The organism is Reyranella massiliensis 521 (assembly GCF_000312425.1).
Classification (GTDB): domain Bacteria; phylum Pseudomonadota; class Alphaproteobacteria; order Reyranellales; family Reyranellaceae; genus Reyranella; species Reyranella massiliensis.
In genome coordinates this window covers 4,546,890-4,561,640 of record NZ_HE997181.1, presented here as the reverse complement: position 1 = coordinate 4,561,640, position 14,751 = coordinate 4,546,890, and the positions used below count along the sequence as shown (strand labels likewise).

At 64.8% G+C, this 14,751-nt stretch carries 15 protein-coding genes; 4 read left to right on the top strand and 11 right to left on the bottom strand.

Translation table 11 applies throughout. The features are described from left to right. Nucleotides 1–2: 2 nt before the first annotated feature. From pth to BN60_RS22260, 6 genes are all read right to left on the bottom strand, one after another. Nucleotides 3–626, bottom strand: coding sequence for an aminoacyl-tRNA hydrolase (gene pth / locus BN60_RS22285; protein ID WP_020698373.1), 624 nt, complete (start codon nt 624–626; stop codon nt 3–5). A 27-nt stretch (nt 627–653) separates the two neighbouring features. Then, the gene (locus BN60_RS22280) at nt 654–1,346 is read right to left on the bottom strand and encodes a 50S ribosomal protein L25/general stress protein Ctc (RefSeq protein WP_020698372.1); all 693 of its coding nucleotides are present in this window, start codon (nt 1,344–1,346) and stop codon (nt 654–656) included. A gap of 84 nt (nt 1,347–1,430) precedes the next feature. After that, nucleotides 1,431–2,363 carry a ribose-phosphate pyrophosphokinase gene (locus BN60_RS22275; RefSeq protein ID WP_020698371.1) on the bottom strand — a complete coding sequence of 311 codons (933 nt, stop codon included), beginning with the start codon at nt 2,361–2,363 and terminating at the stop codon, nt 1,431–1,433. 134 nt (nt 2,364–2,497) lie between these two features. Next, complete coding sequence (locus BN60_RS22270; protein ID WP_020698370.1) at nt 2,498–2,986, bottom strand: RidA family protein; 489 nt, start codon at nt 2,984–2,986, stop codon at nt 2,498–2,500. Further along, a complete protein-coding gene (locus BN60_RS22265; RefSeq protein WP_020698369.1) occupies nt 2,983–4,455 on the bottom strand; it encodes a M81 family metallopeptidase in 1,473 nt (490 codons plus the stop codon). The genes BN60_RS22270 and BN60_RS22265 overlap by 4 nt, the downstream gene beginning before the upstream one ends. A 108-nt stretch (nt 4,456–4,563) precedes the next feature. Further along, entirely contained in the window at nt 4,564–6,192 is a 1,629-nt protein-coding gene (locus BN60_RS22260) for an acyl-CoA dehydrogenase family protein (RefSeq protein ID WP_425357828.1), read from the bottom strand. A 103-nt stretch (nt 6,193–6,295) separates the two neighbouring features. On the opposite strand from BN60_RS22260, the gene BN60_RS22255 reads away from it, so the two are divergent. From BN60_RS22255 to BN60_RS22240, 4 genes are read left to right on the top strand one after another with little or no spacing between them, the layout of a single operon-like run. After that, on the top strand, nt 6,296–6,832 hold the full coding sequence (locus BN60_RS22255) for an SRPBCC family protein (protein ID WP_020698367.1): 537 nt from the start codon (nt 6,296–6,298) through the stop codon (nt 6,830–6,832). 26 nt (nt 6,833–6,858) lie between these two features. Next, on the top strand, nt 6,859–7,497 hold the full coding sequence (locus tag BN60_RS22250) for a YceI family protein (RefSeq protein ID WP_020698366.1): 639 nt from the start codon (nt 6,859–6,861) through the stop codon (nt 7,495–7,497). After that, nucleotides 7,494–8,690: a serine hydrolase domain-containing protein gene (locus BN60_RS22245; RefSeq protein WP_020698365.1), complete on the top strand. Its 1,197-nt coding sequence runs from the start codon at nt 7,494–7,496 to the stop codon at nt 8,688–8,690. Before BN60_RS22250 ends, BN60_RS22245 begins: the two co-directional genes overlap by 4 nt. Nucleotides 8,691–8,705: 15 nt before the next feature. After that, entirely contained in the window at nt 8,706–9,122 is a 417-nt protein-coding gene (locus BN60_RS22240) for a VOC family protein (RefSeq protein ID WP_020698364.1), read from the top strand. Between the two features lie 23 nt (nt 9,123–9,145). Here the strand turns inward: BN60_RS22240 and BN60_RS22235 are convergent, their stop codons facing one another. From BN60_RS22235 to BN60_RS22215, 5 genes are all read right to left on the bottom strand, one after another. Further along, nucleotides 9,146–10,378: an aminotransferase-like domain-containing protein gene (locus BN60_RS22235; protein ID WP_020698363.1), complete on the bottom strand. Its 1,233-nt coding sequence runs from the start codon at nt 10,376–10,378 to the stop codon at nt 9,146–9,148. Nucleotides 10,379–10,446: 68 nt separating this feature from the next. Next, the gene (locus tag BN60_RS22230) at nt 10,447–12,066 is read right to left on the bottom strand and encodes an FMN-binding glutamate synthase family protein (RefSeq protein WP_020698362.1); all 1,620 of its coding nucleotides are present in this window, start codon (nt 12,064–12,066) and stop codon (nt 10,447–10,449) included. 32 nt (nt 12,067–12,098) lie between these two features. After that, complete coding sequence (gene modC, locus BN60_RS22225) at nt 12,099–13,160, bottom strand: molybdenum ABC transporter ATP-binding protein (protein WP_020698361.1); 1,062 nt, start codon at nt 13,158–13,160, stop codon at nt 12,099–12,101. After that, nucleotides 13,157–13,843, bottom strand: a complete 687-nt coding sequence (gene modB / locus BN60_RS22220) for a molybdate ABC transporter permease subunit (RefSeq protein ID WP_020698360.1) — start codon at nt 13,841–13,843, stop codon at nt 13,157–13,159. The genes modC and modB overlap by 4 nt, the downstream gene beginning before the upstream one ends. Before the next feature lie 12 nt (nt 13,844–13,855). After that, a complete protein-coding gene (locus BN60_RS22215; RefSeq protein WP_020698359.1) occupies nt 13,856–14,719 on the bottom strand; it encodes a protein-methionine-sulfoxide reductase heme-binding subunit MsrQ in 864 nt (287 codons plus the stop codon). Nucleotides 14,720–14,751 lie beyond the last annotated feature (32 nt).

Here is a 14,751-nt window from a genome sequence, read left to right as displayed (position 1 = left end):
ATCTACTCTTTGATGTTCAGCCGGGCCGGAAGATCCGGCGGCGGCGCCAGGCTGGCGACCCGGCTCATATACTTCTCGTCGGCCTTGGCGCCACCTTCGACCAGCAGCACCGATTCCTCGGCCAGCGCGTTCAGCACCTTCGGCAGCCATCCGGTCTTGGCATCGCGCTCGTCCGGCTCGAAATCGCGCAGCACCCAGTGCAGCACGAGATCCTTGTGGCCGGGGTGGCCGATGCCGATGCGCACGCGGCGATAGTCCTTGCCGACATGGGCGTCGATGTCGCGCAGGCCGTTATGGCCTCCGGCGCCGCCGCCCTTCTTCATACGCACCCGGCCGGGCGCAATATCGAGTTCGTCGTGGAACACCACGACGCGGTCGAGCGGGACCTTGAGGAAGCGCACGGCTTCGCCCACCGCCTTGCTCGATTCGTTCATGAAGGTCATCGGTTTCAGCGCGATGACGCGCTCGCCGCCGAGATGTCCCTCGGCGACCTCGCCGTGAAAACGTGTGCGCCAGGGCGAGAAGACACGGCGGCGGACGATTTCGTCCACCGCCATGAATCCAACATTGTGCCGGTGCCCGGCATAGCGTGGCCCGGGATTGCCGAGCCCGACCAGCAGGAGCATCGACCGAGCGGTACCTTCGCCCGCTGCTTACTTCTTGGCCGGAGCCGGTGCCTTGGCACCCGCCGCCGGAGCCGCTGCTGCACCCGCCGCCGGAGCCGCTGCGGCACCTTCGGCCGGCGCTGCCGCGCCTGCATCCACCGTCGTTTCGCGCACCACGGTCGGTGCGGCAATCGACGCCACGGTGGCATTGTTGTCGCGGGTCACCACGCGCACGTCCTCGGGAATGTTGAGGGTCGACATGTGGATCGAGTGGCCGATTTCGAGGCCGGTCAGATCGACTTCGAAGAATTCCGGAATCTTGTCGGCCTTGGTGCGCACGGTGATTTCGTGCAACACGACGTTCAGCACGCCGCCGCGCTTGATGCCGGGAGATGCCGTTTCATTGCGGAAGTGAACGGGCACCTGCACGGTGATGATCGAGTCGGGCCCGATCCGCAGGAAGTCGAGATGGAGGGGTCTGTCCGTCACCGGATCGACCTGAACGTCGCGCGGCAGGACGTCGAAGTCCTTACCGTCGACGGCGATCTTGAGCCGATGGTTGAAGTAGCCTTCCTTGTGCAGCTCGCGTTCGATCGTCTTCGGCTCGACCGCAATCATGACGGGGGGCTGCTTGTCGCCGTAGATCACGGCCGGAATCAGTCCTTCGCGACGGCTGGAGCGGGCGCCCCCTTTACCGGCCCGATCTCGCATCTTCGCGACGACCTTTGTCGTCTCTGCCATCTCACTTCTCCTTGGGTTGCTCTCTTATCGCGGCGTAGCCTCCAGGGGTGCCCATCGCCGGATCTCTCGAAACTCCTGAAATTCCTAGTCGAACAGGCTCGAAACCGACGCCTCGTCGGCAATGCGCTTCATCGCCTCGGCCATCAGCGTGGCGATGCTGAGCGGCCGGATGTTGGGCGACACGCGCACCGCCTCGGTCGGCATGATCGAGTCGGTAATGACCATCTTCTCCATCGGCGAGGCGGCGACACGGGCGACCGCGCCGCCCGACAGCACACCATGCGTGACATAGGCCGAGACCGATTTGGCGCCCTGATCCATCAGCGCCACCGCGGCGTTGCACAGCGTACCGGCCGAATCGACGATGTCGTCGATCAGGATGCAGTCGCGGCTCTTCACATCGCCGATCACGTTCATGACCTCGCTGACGCCCGCGGCTTCGCGGCGCTTGTCGATGATGGCGAGGTCGGCGTCGATCCGCTTGGCGATGGCGCGGGCGCGCACCACGCCGCCGGTGTCGGGCGACACGACCGTGAGCTTGCGATTGCTCAGCGTGTCCTTGATGTCCTTTGAGAAGACCGGCCCGGCATAGAGATTGTCGAGCGGAATGTCGAAGAAGCCCTGGATCTGGCCGGCATGCAGGTCGAGCGTGAGCACGCGATGGGCGCCGGCGTTGGTGATCAGGTTGGCGACCAGCTTGGCCGAGATCGGCGTGCGCGACCCGGTCTTGCGGTCCTGCCGGGCGTAGCCGTAGTAGGGCATCACCGCGGTGATGCGGCGGGCCGAGCTGCGACGCAGGGCGTCGATGATGATCAGCAGCTCCATGAGATGGTCGTTGGCCGGAAAGCTCGTGGACTGGATGACGAAGACGTCCTCGCCACGCACGTTTTCCAGGATTTCGACGAAGATCTCGTTGTCCGAGAACCGTCGGATGTTGGCCTTGACCAATGGCAAAGCGAGCTTCGCGGAAATGGCCTCCGCCAGCGGTTTATTGCTGTTGCCGGTGAGAATCTTCATATCGCGCCCCTTGCGCCGGGACGGGATCTCGTTAAGTCGTTGATATAAAACGACAAAACGGCCATCCCCGGCCGCGACGGGGCGGAACATACCAATGAGTCCCGCCGCTGTAAACGCCCTGAAATACGGGCCTTTTAGCGCGCCCGATTCACTTTGTTCTGCGGGGCGTAGAAGACGCTGTCGATCTCGATCAGGTCGTCGTCGAACAATCGGCGGACCTCGACCATGGTCCGCGGCGGATAGGGTGGCTTGCCCCAGAGTTCGGCCTGCACCTTGTCGACCAAGGGGGCCACCTGCTTGAGATCGCTGACATAGACCGTAAGCCTCACGCAGTCCTGCAGGCTGGCACCTTCCGACTGGGCGATCGTCCTGATGTTGAGGAACGCCTGCCGGACCCGTGCCTCGGGATCCGCTACCTGTTTATTGGTCGCTGGATCGACGCCCTGCATGCCGGCGACGAAGACGAAATCGCCTGCCCTCGCGCCCACGCTCCAGGTGCCTTCCGCCTTGATGGCGCCGGGCGGGGCGAGCGTCCCGACCCCGTTCGGCGATTGCGCCGCGGCGATGCCCGTGGACATCGCCGCTATCGTTGCGACCAGGCCGTAGCAGGCGAGACGGCTCATGCCGTATGCGGCTGGGCGACGAACGGCCACTGCGCCTTGTCGGCCTTCTTGTAGGGCAGCAGCGACCAGTCCGGCACCAGCGCGCCGGGGGCGGCGACATAGACCACTTCGCTGGCGATCGGCGCATAGGCGGCGTGGAAGTGCTGCATCGACTTCACCACGACCACCTTCTTGGCCGAAGGATCGACGCCGAGCTTGGTGAAGCAGTCACGGCTGAGGCACTGCGTGCGCCGCGAATTGACGATCACCGTCACGCCCTCGATCTCGAATGCAGCGGCATCACCGATCGAGCCGACGCTCTTGCGCTCGCCGCCGAACTCGATGGTGACGTCCTTCGCGACCTTCAACACCCTGGCGCGCGCATCGACCGGCTGGCCAGATTGTGGCCCGAGCTTGCCGCCGAGGCGGATGTCGAGCTCGGCTCCTTCGCCGACCTCGAAGGCGAGTTTCACGGCGCCAGGATCCCAGATCATGGCCAGCGCGGCGTCCTTCACCTTGCGGTCGAGCAGCTCCTTCAGGATGAAGGTCGAATCCGAAGCCGCTCCGCCGCCGGCATTGTCGGATACGTCGGCCAGCACCATGGGCTTGGGCAGGTTGTGCGAACTGACGCGCGCCATGGCGGCATCGAGCGTCACATAGGGCGGCTGCGTCTGTTCGCGCATGGCGAAGAATTCCATACCGAGCTCGCGCGCGAGCTTCTCGGCCTTCGCCTTGTCGTTGTCGGTGATGGCGATCAGGCGCGTGCCCATCTCCTTCACGTCGGCCCAGGGAAAGCCGTGACCGATCGACAGCGAGAGCACGCCGTCCTTGCCTTCCATCGCCTGCAGCTTGTCGACGAAGCCGCGCATCGGCTCGCGCGTGGTGTGGAACACGCCGATCATACGGCAATCGAAGGCCGCCATGACGGGCTTGGTGCGGCCCTCGATGGCGCCCTCGATGACGGTGAAGAGATCGTCGGCACGCTCCGGCACGTCGACGTGCGGATACTCCTTGAACAGCACCAGCGCCGTCGCGTCGCGCAGCAGGCTCTCGCCGATGTTGCAGTGGAGGTCGAGCTCGGCGCCGACCGGCACATCCGGCCCGACGATCTTGCGCACATGGGCGACGAGGTCGCTCTCGCAGTCGTCGTAACCTTCGGCCACCATCGCCCCGTGCATGGAGAGCAGGACACCGTCGACCGGCAGGGCTGCCTTGAGATCCGTCAGGATCTCGTCGCGGAAGGCCTCGTAGACCTTCTTCACCGTCTTGCCGGCCGGCTGGGCGAAGGCGCAGAGGCTTTCCACCACCTCCCAGCCCTTGGCTTCGGCGCGGCCACGCCACACCGCCAACGGCGCGCCGAACATCGGCACGTTCTTGCCGTAGCTCGCCTTTCGGTAGAGGCAGGTTTCCTCGAAAAGCTGATGGCCGGTCGGGATGGCGGCGAAGGTATTGGTCTCGGTGCCGAGGCACGCCGTGAAGATCTTTTTCATCAGGAAAGTATACTCGCTGCGACTGCTCCGGAACGTCAGGCTCCGGCAATGAGGCGAAAGTCTAGTGGCGCGCCCGGCGGCCGCAAGCACCTTCCATCAATGTGGGCATCAAGCCGCCAGCGCGCGGTCCATCAATCGGGTCTCGGCATCGCCCAGGTCCGCCGCGCCGTACTGCGCGAAACGGGCGCTGCCCAGCCGCGAGTCGGCGTAGACGGCGGCGAAGGGCGAGCCTGCTTCGGCGAGCGCTGACACCGCGGCGATCTTGGCGAGGCCCTCGCAGAGGAAGCGGGCGCGGCGCTCGGCATCGCCTGACTTCAAGGTCCGCTCCAGCGATTGCGCCAGCGGGCCGATATTGAAGGTCTGTGAGGCGGAGCGGACGAGACGCGAGAGCGTGTCGGTCGCCGCGTCGGGGTGGCGGCTCGCAGCGCGCAGAACGTCGAGCGCCATGACATTGCCCGAGCCTTCCCAGATCGCGTTCAGCGGCGATTCGCGGAAGTAGCGCGCCATCGGCAGGTCCTCGGTGTAGCCGTTGCCGCCCAGGCATTCGAGCGCTTCGTAGACCAGCTGCGGCGTGCTCTTGCACACCAGGAACTTGATGGCCGGGGTCAGGAGGCGTGCATAGGCCGCCTCGCGCGGGTCGGACTCGGCATGTTCGACGGCGCGACAGAGGCGGAACACCAGAGCGACCTGTGCTTCGAGTTCCAGCGCCATGTCGGCCACGACCGCGCGCATCGAAGGCTGGTCGGCCAGGCGACGCTGGAAGACCGAACGGTTGCGGATGTGATGGATCGCCTGCGTCAGCGCGATGCGCGACTGGCCGGCCGAGGCGATGGCGCAGTCGAGCCGCGTCAGGTTCACCATCTCGATGATGGTGCGCACGCCCGCGCCTTCGGCGCCAACCCGCTCCGCATAGGCGCCGTGAAACTCGACTTCGGAAGAAGCGTTCGATTTGTTGCCGAGCTTGTCCTTCAGCCGCTGGAAGCGGATGGCGTTCTGCGAGCCATCGGGCCGATGACGCGGCATCAGATAGCAGGTGAGGCCGCCCTCGGCCTGTGCGAGCACCAGGAACGCATCGCACATCGGCGCGGACATGAACCACTTGTGACCGCTGATCTCGACATGGTCACCATGGGGCGCCGCGCGGGTGATGTTGGCGCGAACATCGGTGCCGCCCTGACGTTCGGTCATGCCCATGCCCAGGGTCACGCCCTTCTTTTCCCACCATGGCAGCGGGCGCGGATCGTAGGTCCGCGTCCGGATGTGAGACAGCCACTTTGCCAGCAGTGCAGGCTCCGAGCGCAACGCGCCGATGCAGGCGTGGGTCATCGTGATCGGGCACATGTGGCCGCTCTCGGCCTGCGTCGCGAGGTAGAGCCGTACTGCCCGGGCGGACACGGGCGACGTGCTGTCGCTGCCGTCATGTGTCGATGCGTGAATGCCGTGGCCGATGCTCTTTGCCATCAGTGCGTGATAGGCGGGATGAAACTCGACGAAATCGAGCCGATTGCCCTTGCCGTCCATGATCCGCAGCTTCGGCGGGTTTTCGTTGGCGACCCTGCCGAGATCGAGCGTCTCGGCGGCGCCATAGTCGCGGCCGCACACGGAGAGCGCGGCGAGATCGAGGCCTGCGCGCTGCGCGGCATCGGCCAGGGCGCGGTCGGCGCCGAAGAGATCGACGTCGCCGAAGGCCGGCGACTGGTTGAAGGAGGCATCTTCGAGAAAGGACGTCGTCATGATTTGCGAATCTACTCTTCTGCGGTGCGGAGGCAATTGACGGCTGCGATCTTCTTGCCTAAATGTTTAACTCTTCGGTTAACTAAACCGACAAGGCGAGGTTCGCATGCGGAAGGCCCTGGGAATCCTGGGTATTATTGTCGTGGTGGCAGTCGCGGCAATCCTGATCTACGCCTCGACCAAACCTGATTCCTTTCGCGTACAGCGAACGGCGAGCATGAATGCGCCGCCGGAAAAGATCTTTCCCTATCTCAACGAACTCGAGCGCTGGCGCGAATGGTCGCCCTACGAGACCCGCGATCCCGATATGAAACGTGCCTATGCAGGGCCGAAGGGCGGCAAGGGCGCCGCCTATGAATGGGACGGCAACAGCAATGTCGGCAAGGGCCGCATGGAGATCACCGATGTGGCCACGCCCAACAAGATTGTGATCAAGCTCGATTTCATCAAGCCGTTTGAAGGCCATAACACAGCCGAGCTTACCCTGCAGCCAAAGGACGGTCAGACGATTGTCACATGGGCGATGTATGGGCCCAGCCCGTTCATGTCTAAACTGATCGGTACATTCATAGACATGGACGACATGATCGGCCGCGACTTCGCCGCCGGCCTCGCGAAGCTTAAGACGATCGTCGAGAAATAATCGTTAGCGCAACGAGGAGAAGAACCATGAAGAATGGAATGCGGCTGCTCGCCGTCGCATTGGCGATGTCTTCGCCGGCTGCCTTTGCCCAGACGCCTCCCGCGGCCCCGATGGCACTGCCTCCCGGCGTCTTTGCGGCAGAACGCGACATCGCCCTGGCGACGGCTGGCATTTATTCGCTCGACGAATCACACACGGCGGTCATCGCGCGTGTTTCCCATCTCGGCTACTCGCACAGCATCTTCCGCTTCGATCGCGCGAAGGGAACGCTCACCTGGGATCCGTCTGCGATCGAGAAGTCCAAAATCGAGGCTTCGGTCGAGACCGCCTCCATCACCACCAATGTGAAGGGCTTTGCCGAGGAGCTGGTCGGCGACAAATTCCTCAAGTCCAAGGAGTTTCCGCAGGCAACTTTCGTTTCGACGGCTTTCAAGCCGACGGACAAGATGCGCGGCAAGGTCGAAGGCCAGTTCACATTGATGGGCAAGACCAAGCCCGTGACGTTTGATGTCTCGCTGGTCGGCGCCGGCAAGGGGTTCGGCGGCAAGCCGCGGATCGGCGTGACCGCCGTCGCCACCATCAATCCGCAGGACTACGGCCTGCCGCCGTTCTTCACCGATCCCATTCAGGTCGTGATCGATACCGAATTCGAGAAGGCTGAATGAAGAGCGGTCTTTCCAAGCCGCGGCTCGGGCATCTGCGCGATCTGCTGGACGCAAGCGTCGAACACGGCGACCTGCCGGGCTATGTCGCCATCGTCCATCGGCGCGGCGAGACGTACGTTGCGGTCGGTGGCGCTTTGGCGGCGGGCGGCAGGGAGAAGATGCGGCGGGACACGATCTTCCGTATCTCCTCGCTCACCAAGCCGGTGCTTGCGGCGGCGGCGATGTCGATGGTCGAAGAGGGAAGCCTCCGCCTCGACGATCCGGTGGAAGAGCTGTTGCCCGAACTTGCCGATCGCCGGGTGCTGAAATGTGTATCGAGCCCGCTCGATGACACCGTGCCGGCGGCGCGGTCGATCACCTTGCGCGATCTGCTGACGTTCCGTCTCGGCATCGGTGCGGTGATGGACGTGTCGTCGAGACATCCGATCCAGGAAGCGATGGAGCAGGCGGGTGTCGCGCCAAGCCCTTTCATGCCGACCGTCACGCCCGATCGATATATGGCGCGTCTGGGCGAGCTGCCGCTGATCCATCAGCCCGGCGAGCGCTGGCTGTACCACACCGGCTCGGATGTGCTGGGCATCCTGCTGGCGCGGGCCGCGGATCGGTCGCTGGCCGAGGTGCTGCAGGAGCGTCTCTTCGAGCCGCTCGGCATGAAGGATACGGGTTTCCATGTGCCTGCCGACAAGCTGAAGCGATTGGCCGGCGCTTACGGCTACGATCCGGCGGCGGGCAAACTCGTCTGCGTCGACGAAGGCAAGGACGGGCGCTGGAGCCAGCCGCCGATCTTCGAGGCTGGCAGCAGCGGGCTCGTCTCGACGGCCGACGACTATCTTTCCTTCTGCTGCATGATGCTCGCGAAAGGGCGGCACGGCCGCAAGTCCCTGCTGTCGCGGCCGACCGTGGAACTGATGACGACAGACCAGCTCCTGCCTTCGCAGAAGGAAGGTGCCGAGCTATTCCTCGGCGACGCCAAGAGCTGGGGGCTCGGGCTTGCCGTCACGGTGCGCCGTACCGATCTCTGGGAAACGCCCGGCCGTTTCGGCTGGGATGGCGGCCTCGGGACATCGGCCTACACCGACCCGCAGGAAGGGCTGATCGGCATCCTATTGACGCAGCGCATGATGGATTCGCCTCAGCCGCCGCGTGCCTACACGGATTTCTGGAGTGGTGCGTACCAGGCAATCGACGATTGACCGAAGGAGGAAGCGATGACGATCCAGCCGTATCTGTTCTTCAATGGCCGTTGCGAGGAAGCTCTCGATTTCTACAAGAAGACGCTTGGCGCCAACATCGACATGGTGATGCGTTTCAGCGAGAACCCCGACGCCTGTGCCGCGGGGATGATGCCGAAGGACACCAGCAAGATCATGCACGCCTCCTTCAGGATCGGCGATGCCATGGTGATGTGTTCCGACGGCTTGCAGGACGACAAGCCCAATTTCCTGGGTTTCTCGCTCTCGCTTACCGTCGCCAACGAGGCCGAAGCGGACAAGGCCTTCAACGCCCTGGCCAAGGAAGGCCAGATCCAGATGCCGATCGGCAAGACGTTCTTCTCGCCGCGCTTCGGCTGCGTCGCCGACAAGTTCGGCGTCTCCTGGATGGTGATCGTCCCCGGCGAGGCCTGAGGCTGTTCGACCGAGAAGGGCGGCTAGGCGCCCTTCTCCACATTGGCGCTGCGCAGCGGCACGCCGAACTCGCGGCGGCAGACCTCGGCTAGCACCTCGACCCCCTTCTTGATGCTCTCGGGCTCGGGGTTGGCGAAGCACAGGCGCAGCCGCGAACGGGCATAGTCCTTGTTGGTCGACCATTCCTGGCCAGGATTCAACGATACTCCAGCCGCCAGCGCTGCCTGCGCGAGCTTGGTCGTGTCGACCTGGTCGGGCAACTTGATCCAGAGATAGATGCCGCCTTCGGGGTCGCCGAACTCGGCCGCCGTGCCGAACTGCTCGGCCAGCGCTTCGCGCAGCGTCTGCAGCTTGGCGGCCAGCGCCTTGTTGAGCTTGGGCACATGGTCGGCAAAGTGCTGCTTGCAGAACTCGGCCAGCACCATCTGCTCCAGTGCGCCCGACCCGGCATCCTGCTTGAGCCCGAGGATGCGCGCGAGGACCTCCCACTTGGCGACGATGTAGCCGACGCGAAGCGCCGGTGCGATCGACTTGGAGAAGGAGCCGATATGGATCACGCCCTCGCCATTCGCCATGGCAAAGAGCGACTTCGGTCGCTTGCCGCTCCAGATCAGGTCGGAATAGCACTCGTCCTCGAAGATCATGACGCCGTAGCGGGCGGCGAGAGCGATCAGATCGGCGCGACGCTTCTCGCCCATGATGGCGCCGGTCGGATTCTGCACCGTCGGGATGGTATAGATGTACTTGGGCGTCACGCCCTTCTTCTTCAGCTCCGCCAGCTTCTCTTCCAGCACATCGAGCCGCAGTCCCTCGTCGTCGAGCGGGATGCCGATCACGTTGGCGCCGAGCTTGTTCAGCTTGGTCAGCGCACCACCATAGGTCTCCTGCTCGATCAGCACCGTATCGCCCTTGGCGACCAGCAGGCTGTTGATCAGGTCGAGGCCCTGCATGGACCCGGAGGTGATCAGGATTTCGTCCGGCGAGCACTCGATGCCGGCATGCCCCTTGAGCTTGCCGGCCAGGAACTCGCGCAGCGGCCGGTAGCCCAGCGGGCCGCTGTTCAGGCCGTAGGTGGCGAGCGTGGCGCCTTCGCGCTTGAGCACGGCCGTCGCCGCGTCGATCAGCGCGTCGACCGGAACGTTCTTGGCGTCGTTGTGGCCGCCGATGAAATTGTACTTCGGGAATCCGTTCCACTTGGCGGCGGGCGCCGGGGTGCCGGGCGCCAGCAGGGGCACAAAATCGAACGGAGCAGTCATGGCGTTTCCTTTCGTGGTCGGCCCATTGCTGGGCCAACCGGCGTGTTGCTGCAACAGATTTGGTTGAATCAGGCCGTCGCGCGGAACGAATGCGGGTTGGCCATGTCCCAGGGCCGGCGCCAGCGCGGGTTGCCGGAGCCTGCGATCAGCTCGCCCTCGGACAGGGAGGGGTAGACGTCGGCGTAGGTCAGGACTTCGCTGGAAGAGACCCGCCGCGAGATGTGGATGGGCTTGAATTCCTGCGGATGGTCGAGGCCGGCCGCCGCCGTCAGCTCGGCCAGCTCACGCAGGGTGGCGCGATGAAAATTGACCACGCGCTCGATCTTGTCGGGCACGACCAGGGCCTTCTGGCGGCTGGGGTTCTGCGTCGCCACGCCGACCGGGCAGCGGTCGGTATGGCAGGACTGCGACTGGATGCAGCCGACGGCGAACATGAAACCGCGCGCCGAGTTGCACCAGTCGGCGCCCAGCGCCATGGCGCGCACGATATCGAAGGCGGTGATGATCTTGCCGGCGACTCCGATCTTGATGCGGTGGCGCGCGCCGATGCCGATCAGGGCGTTGTTCACGAAGTAGAGGCCCTGGCGCATCGGCTTGCCGATATGGTCGATGAATTCCATGGGCGCGGCGCCGGTGCCGCCTTCCTTGCCGTCGACGACGATGAAGTCGGGATAGATGCCTGTTTCGAGCATCGCCTTGCAGATGGCCAGGAACTCCCATTCATGGCCGATGCAGAGCTTGAAGCCGGCAGGCTTGCCGCCGGACAGGCGGCGCATCTCGGCGATGAAATGCATCATCTCGATCGGCGTCGAAAAGGCCGAGTGCTGCGAGGGTGAGACGCAATCCTCGCCCACCGGCACGCCACGGGTTAGGGCGATCTCCTGGCTTACCTTGGGAGCCGGCAGAACGCCGCCATGGCCGGGCTTGGCGCCCTGGCTGAGCTTCAATTCAACCATCTTGACCTGGTCGGAGGCGGCGACCTCGGCGAACTTCTCGGGGCTGAAGGTGCCGTCGGGGTTACGGGCGCCGAAATAGCCGGACCCGATTTCCCAGATGATGTCGCCGCCATTTTCGCGATGGTAGGGGCTGAAGCCGCCTTCCCCGGTATCGTGGGCGAAGCCGCCGCGCTTGGCGCCGCCGTTCAGGGCGCGGATGGCGTTGGCACTGAGGGCGCCGAAGCTCATGGCCGAGATGTTGAACACCGATGCCGAGTAGGGCTTCGTGCATTCGGTGTCGCCGACCATGATCCGGAAGGGATCCTTGGTGAGAGGCCTCGGTGCAATCGAGTGGGCCATCCACTCGTAGCCGACGCTGTAGACGTCGAATGTCGTGCCGAAGGGCCGGACGTCGAGCACCTTCTTGGCGCGCTGATAGACCACGGCGCGCCGGTCGCGGCTGAACGGCATGCCGTCCTTGTCGCCCTCGAAGAAATACTGCCGCATCTCCGGGCGGATCTCCTCGAAGATGAAGCGGATATGGGCGGCAACCGGGTAGTTGCGCAGGATCGAGTGGTTCGTCTGGTTGAGGTCGTGGATGCCGACCGCCGTCAGGAAGGCCGCGACGATGAAACAGATCGCCAGGACCGGATGCGGATCGGCGATCCAGGCGATCCCGAAGACAGGGACCGCGATAATGCACAGCGTAAAAGTGATGAAACGGGGCGTAAAAGGCATCAGCAGGCGTGACATCGCGTTCTCCTCGCGACGCCACCATAGCGCACTCAGGTGCGCTCGAACGATACACTCTTGATGACGGCGTAAACCGGCCGGCCCGGTGCGAGTGCAAGCCGCTCGACGGACTTCAGCGTAAGCCGGGCCATCAACAGTGCGCCGCTGCAGTCGAGCCGCACGTCGGCTTGCGCGCAGGAAATGGGCGTCACGGCAGCGACACGACCCGCCAGTACGTTGAGGGCGCTGATCTCTTCGGGCGGCCGCAGGCTCAGCATCACGTCGCGTGAGCGGATATAGGCGCGAACGTGGGCGCCGACAGGCGCATCGAGTCGCGGCACCTGCAACTCGCCCGCCGCTGTCGTCAGCACGGAAAGCTCGAAAGCTTCGTCGTGGCGGCTGACCGTAGCATCCAGGACCGAGCCGCCGTCGTTGGCGTCGGCCAGCGGTAGGGTGTCGAGCACGGGTCCGACGGCGGTCACCTTGCCCTCGGCCATGATCACGACCGTCGTCGCAAGCCGCGCGACCTCGGCCACGGAATGGCTGACATAGAGGATTGGCACGCCGGCCTCGTCGCGCAGCCGTTCGATGTAGGGGAGGATTTCCAACCGACGCGCTTCGTCGAGCGAGGCCAGCGGTTCGTCCATCAGCACCAGCAGCGGCTTGGCGAGCAGAGCGCGGCCGATGGCGACACGCTGCTTCTCGCCCCCCGAGAGTGAATCCGGCTGGCGGTTGAGCAGATGGCCGATGCCCAGGAGATCGACCACGGCACCGAGATCGGCCGCGGCACCTCCGTTGCCGCGTGCGAACCACCGTCCGTAGAGCAGGTTGTGGCGAACGCTGAGATGCGGAAAGAGCCGGCTGTCCTGGAAGACATAGCCGATACGCCGGCGATGGGCGGGGACGAACACCCGGCGCTCGGTGTCGACCAGCACCTGGCCATCGACGATGACCTTGCCGCGGGCCGGCCGGATGAGGCCGCCCACGATATCGACGACGCTGGTCTTGCCCGAGCCCGACCGGCCGAACAGCGCCGTCAGGCCGGGTGCTGCGGTAAAGCGCGCCCGGAGCTGGAAACTGCCGCGGGTGTGCTCGACGTCGATCTCCAGGCTCATGCGGTTTGCCGCCGCGAGCCGATGCGGCGCGCCAGCAACTCCGAGCCGAGCAGCGCCACCATGGAAATCGCGATCGACACGAGGGTGAGTCGCATGGCCGCCGCATCGCCGCCCGGGACCTGGGTCAAGGTGTAGATCAGCGAGGGCAGGGTCTGCGTCTCGCCGGGAATGTTCGAGACGAAGGTGATGGTCGCACCGAACTCGCCCATCGACTTGGCAAAGCCCAGGATCGCGCCGGCGATGATGCCCGGCAGGCAAAGCGGCAGGGTCACGGTGGCGAACACCCAGAGCGGATTGGCCCCCAGCGTGCCAGCGGCGGCCTCGAGCCGGCGATCGACCGCCTCGATGGAGAGCCGGATCGCGCGCACCATCAGCGGAAAACCCATGATCGCGCAGGCCAGCGCCGCGCCGGTCCAGCGGAAGGAGAAGACGATGCCGAATTCGTCGGCGAGGAAAGAGCCGATGGGGCCGCGGCGCCCGAAAGAAAGCAGCAGCAGGTAGCCGGTCACGACCGGCGGCAGGATCAGCGGCAGGTGCACCACCGTGTCGAGTAGGCTCTTGCCCCAGAACTTGCCACGCGCCAGCAGCCAGGCGATGGCGATGCCGAAGGGCAGGCTGGCCAGCGTCGCCGTCGTGGCGACCAACAGGCTGAGCCGCACCGCCGTCCATTCTTCCGCTGTCATATCCTCTTCCGGTCAGGAAGTCGGTATAGTCCGTCGGATATAGCGCTCCGTCCAGAGCCTGTTCGCCGCGGCAATGCCGCGGCGCAGTGCCACCAGCACGATGACCAGCAACGAAACGGCCAGAACCTTGTGGGCCGGACGCGGCAGCAGATCGAGATCGATGTTGGCCGTCAGCACGCGCATGGGGTCGATCTTGTTCACGAGCCCGTACCAGGTGGCCTCGATCGCGACGGTGCCGAGTGTAGCGGCGATAGCGAGCAGGAGCAGGCCCGCGAAACTCGTACGCAGCTTCGCCGGCAAGACACGCCACAGCATCAGCCAGAGGAACAGGCCCGCCGCGAAAGCCGCCTCGCCGATCTTGACCTTGGACTGGATAAAGAAATGGACCAGCGCCACCGCGACGGCCGGATAGACCAGCCAGTGCAGGCGTTTCCAGTTGCGCTTCAGCCGCCGCTGCCAGCCGTTGGTCGAGGTCACGGCGAGCGCGACCAGGGCCAGCAAGGCCACGAAACCGATCGTGAGATAGAAGCGCTTGGCGATCTCGGTGGCGACGACGATCAGGTTCCATTTCTGGTCGAGCACGTAGATCAATAGGTGCGCCAGCGCATAGAGCGCGGCAGCGACGCCGATTCGCCGACGGATGTGAATCAATGGCGACCAGTCGAAGAGAGTGCGGGCTGGCGTAAGCGCCAGTGACACCAGCAGGAGAACGACGGCCCAGTCGCCCGTTGCATGCGTGGCAAGCGTGACGGGGCGTGGATCGAGATCGCCGGCATACCAGCGCCAGGCGAGGTTCGCCGCCGGCACGCAGAGTGCGAACAACGTCGCGAGCCTGAGCCAGAAGATGGTTTGCTGAGTGGACAGTGCCTTGGACACGGGCCGGACCCTAGGCGATCTCGCGATCAACA

What these genes read in the sequence shown, in the direction of transcription:
- pth (WP_020698373.1), bottom strand. Translation starts at nt 626, where the DNA reads ATGCTCCTGCTGGTCGGGCTCGGCAATCCCGGGCCACGCTATGCCGGG.
- BN60_RS22280 (WP_020698372.1), bottom strand. Translation starts at nt 1,346, where the DNA reads ATGGCAGAGACGACAAAGGTCGTCGCGAAGATGCGAGATCGGGCCGGT.
- BN60_RS22275 (WP_020698371.1), bottom strand. Translation starts at nt 2,363, where the DNA reads ATGAAGATTCTCACCGGCAACAGCAATAAACCGCTGGCGGAGGCCATT.
- BN60_RS22270 (WP_020698370.1), bottom strand. Translation starts at nt 2,986, where the DNA reads ATGAGCCGTCTCGCCTGCTACGGCCTGGTCGCAACGATAGCGGCGATG.
- BN60_RS22265 (WP_020698369.1), bottom strand. Translation starts at nt 4,455, where the DNA reads ATGAAAAAGATCTTCACGGCGTGCCTCGGCACCGAGACCAATACCTTC.
- BN60_RS22255 (WP_020698367.1), top strand. Translation starts at nt 6,296, where the DNA reads ATGCGGAAGGCCCTGGGAATCCTGGGTATTATTGTCGTGGTGGCAGTC.
- BN60_RS22250 (WP_020698366.1), top strand. Translation starts at nt 6,859, where the DNA reads ATGAAGAATGGAATGCGGCTGCTCGCCGTCGCATTGGCGATGTCTTCG.
- BN60_RS22245 (WP_020698365.1), top strand. Translation starts at nt 7,494, where the DNA reads ATGAAGAGCGGTCTTTCCAAGCCGCGGCTCGGGCATCTGCGCGATCTG.
- BN60_RS22240 (WP_020698364.1), top strand. Translation starts at nt 8,706, where the DNA reads ATGACGATCCAGCCGTATCTGTTCTTCAATGGCCGTTGCGAGGAAGCT.
- BN60_RS22235 (WP_020698363.1), bottom strand. Translation starts at nt 10,378, where the DNA reads ATGACTGCTCCGTTCGATTTTGTGCCCCTGCTGGCGCCCGGCACCCCG.
- BN60_RS22230 (WP_020698362.1), bottom strand. Translation starts at nt 12,066, where the DNA reads ATGTCACGCCTGCTGATGCCTTTTACGCCCCGTTTCATCACTTTTACG.
- modC (WP_020698361.1), bottom strand. Translation starts at nt 13,160, where the DNA reads ATGAGCCTGGAGATCGACGTCGAGCACACCCGCGGCAGTTTCCAGCTC.
- modB (WP_020698360.1), bottom strand. Translation starts at nt 13,843, where the DNA reads ATGACAGCGGAAGAATGGACGGCGGTGCGGCTCAGCCTGTTGGTCGCC.